At 33.1% G+C, this 2126-nt stretch carries 3 protein-coding genes; 1 reads left to right on the top strand and 2 read right to left on the bottom strand.

Annotated elements, in window-relative coordinates; genetic code table 11:
* Nucleotides 1-180: 180 nt before the first annotated feature.
* Complete coding sequence (locus TY19_RS16080; protein WP_158383089.1) at nt 181-333, bottom strand: hypothetical protein; 153 nt, start codon at nt 331-333, stop codon at nt 181-183.
* A gap of 298 nt (nt 334-631) precedes the next feature.
* On the opposite strand from TY19_RS16080, the gene TY19_RS01050 reads away from it, so the two are divergent.
* Nucleotides 632-850, top strand: a complete 219-nt coding sequence (locus tag TY19_RS01050; RefSeq protein ID WP_042279255.1) for a type II toxin-antitoxin system Phd/YefM family antitoxin — start codon at nt 632-634, stop codon at nt 848-850.
* A gap of 588 nt (nt 851-1438) precedes the next feature.
* Here TY19_RS01050 and TY19_RS01045 read toward each other — a convergent pair.
* Nucleotides 1439-2126, bottom strand: a 688-nt coding sequence (locus TY19_RS01045) for a leucine-rich repeat domain-containing protein (RefSeq protein ID WP_042279253.1), incomplete at its 5' end; no start/stop codon positions are given.

The raw sequence follows: 2126 nt of genomic DNA, 5'->3' as shown, positions 1-2126 counted from the left end.
CTGTTTAGCTAATTTGTGAGCTTGGCTAATGGAGGTAAGCCTACGGCTTAAACTAGAAATTTTGAGAGGTTTTTGTAATTTCCCTTGTTGATTGATCCATGTGTTATTTGCTCGACTAATCAAATAAACGACAATCGTTTGAGGTAAAGCTGGTAATGGCCTTAAATTTTTTTCCTGGCATCAAAAAACAAAATCGTTCCAGTCAGATCGATAAGATTTGTTAGTATTAAACGACCTTGCAAAAGTCGCATATTCTTTTGCTGTTTTGACCAAATCAAGAAATTCGCCAACTTCGAAATTTTCAATTTTTTGTATTGTTAACTGATTTTCCACATTGACCATCTTTACCGACTTCAATTTTCTAATACTTTGATTTTTTCATTGTATATTTTTCTATTTTTTCTAACTACCGATAAACTATTCTTATCGGAACTTAGAATAATTTTCTAGAGATTGCTAAATATGTACATTAATTTAATTGATTAAGACATTATCTTATCACCGGATATAATTTATATCATTTAAGATATGATGACCTATTTACCAATGCAATTATTTACTATATTTTATACTCATAAACATGTTATCTAATAAATAGTTAAATTTATTTAAAAGTATATAGGCTAATGATATGGAAAAAGTAAAAGTAATGAGTTTCGTGGAATTTCGCCAAAACTTGTCAGAATGTGTTAATTTAGCAAAATATAAAGGCGAAAGATTTTTAATTACCCGTAATGGAAAAACCGTAGGTGCTTTTGTCCCTGTAGAGGATTTAGAAAAAATTAATGCATTTAATAATGTAACTACTGACACAGCCATTGATGAGATAAGCTCAGAATTTGGATCCTAAATCAACAAAAGGATTTAAGTTATCCCTTAAAAAATCAAATTTTTCCGTGAGAGAGTTTAAGGATGCTAGATAACTTATCTGATGTGCTGGATAAACGTTTAGTTGGAGATCCAGATAACCAACCATCTTATCATTAAAAATTTAAATCCTATATCTATTTGTGTATTTGAAATTTTAAAGTCGTGATTGGGTTAACGACGTATATTGATAGAATTGGCGAGCAGATAATCAAATTTAGTTTCGTATTTTTTTGGGATTGAAATAACATAGAATTCTGGCAAAAGTTCTATAAACTTAGGGATTAGCTCCACTTTTATCTATTTTTTTTGATATTTTTTAATTTTTTGAAGCTCTCTTCTTTTGTCCTCCTCCTTATTCTTGATAAAATGGCGCCTTATTTAAGAGTATTTTTGGCGTTTACAAGTATAAAATTGTTTGTATAGTGCCTCCACAATCAGCGAATATCTCTCTTAGAAGAACATCTCAATGGAAATTGATCAACTTTAATGAAATTTTATCTTTTATCTACTTAGGACAAAGTACGCTTTTATTTTGCCGCCATGTTTCTTGTTTTATTGAAAGTTTTTTCTATTTAATAATTTTTAAATTGAGTGAAGCTGCTAAAGTTTTAAAACGTGCTAATCCATCGTCAGTGAGATTATAGCATTGCCTTAGATATAGATATTGCAAACCAGTTAAGGGTGTCAAATGGGCTAATCCATCGTCAGTGAGATTATAGCATTGGCTTAGATCTAGAGATTGCAAAGTCGTTAAGGGTGTTAAATGGGCTAATCCAGCATCGGTGAATTGCCAGCAATTGACTAGAACTAGATGCTGCAAACCCGTTAAAGGTGTCAAATGCGCTAATCCAACATCCGTGAGATTGCTGCACGAGCTTAGATTGAGATACTGCAAAGCCGTTAAGGCTTTCAAATGGGCCAAGCCTGCATCGGTGAGATCCTTGCACTTATTTAGATTTAGATACTGCAGACCCATTAAGGGTTTTAAATGCGTTATTCCAGCGTCAGTGAGCTGATCGCACCAGCTTAGATCTAGATGCTGCAAAGTCGTTAAGGATTTCAAATGCGCTAATCCTGCATCGGTGAGATTGCTGCACGTGCTTAGATTGAGATGCTGTAAAGCCGTTAAGGCTTTCAAATGGGCTAATCCATCGTCCGTAATAGCTAGACATGCCTCTAAATGAAGCACTTTTAGATTTTCACAATCTTTTAATGCTAAGAGATGGGCATCTGTTAAATAAGCCTGATTTGAAAAA

The organism is Candidatus Protochlamydia sp. R18, assembly GCF_000648255.1.
GTDB classification, from domain to species: domain Bacteria; phylum Chlamydiota; class Chlamydiia; order Chlamydiales; family Parachlamydiaceae; genus Protochlamydia; species Protochlamydia amoebophila.
Note: the sequence above shows the minus strand (reverse complement) of the source record. Positions and strands in the feature narration are given on the sequence as shown.

What these genes read in the sequence shown, in the direction of transcription:
- TY19_RS01050 (WP_042279255.1), top strand. Translation starts at nt 632, where the DNA reads ATGGAAAAAGTAAAAGTAATGAGTTTCGTGGAATTTCGCCAAAACTTG.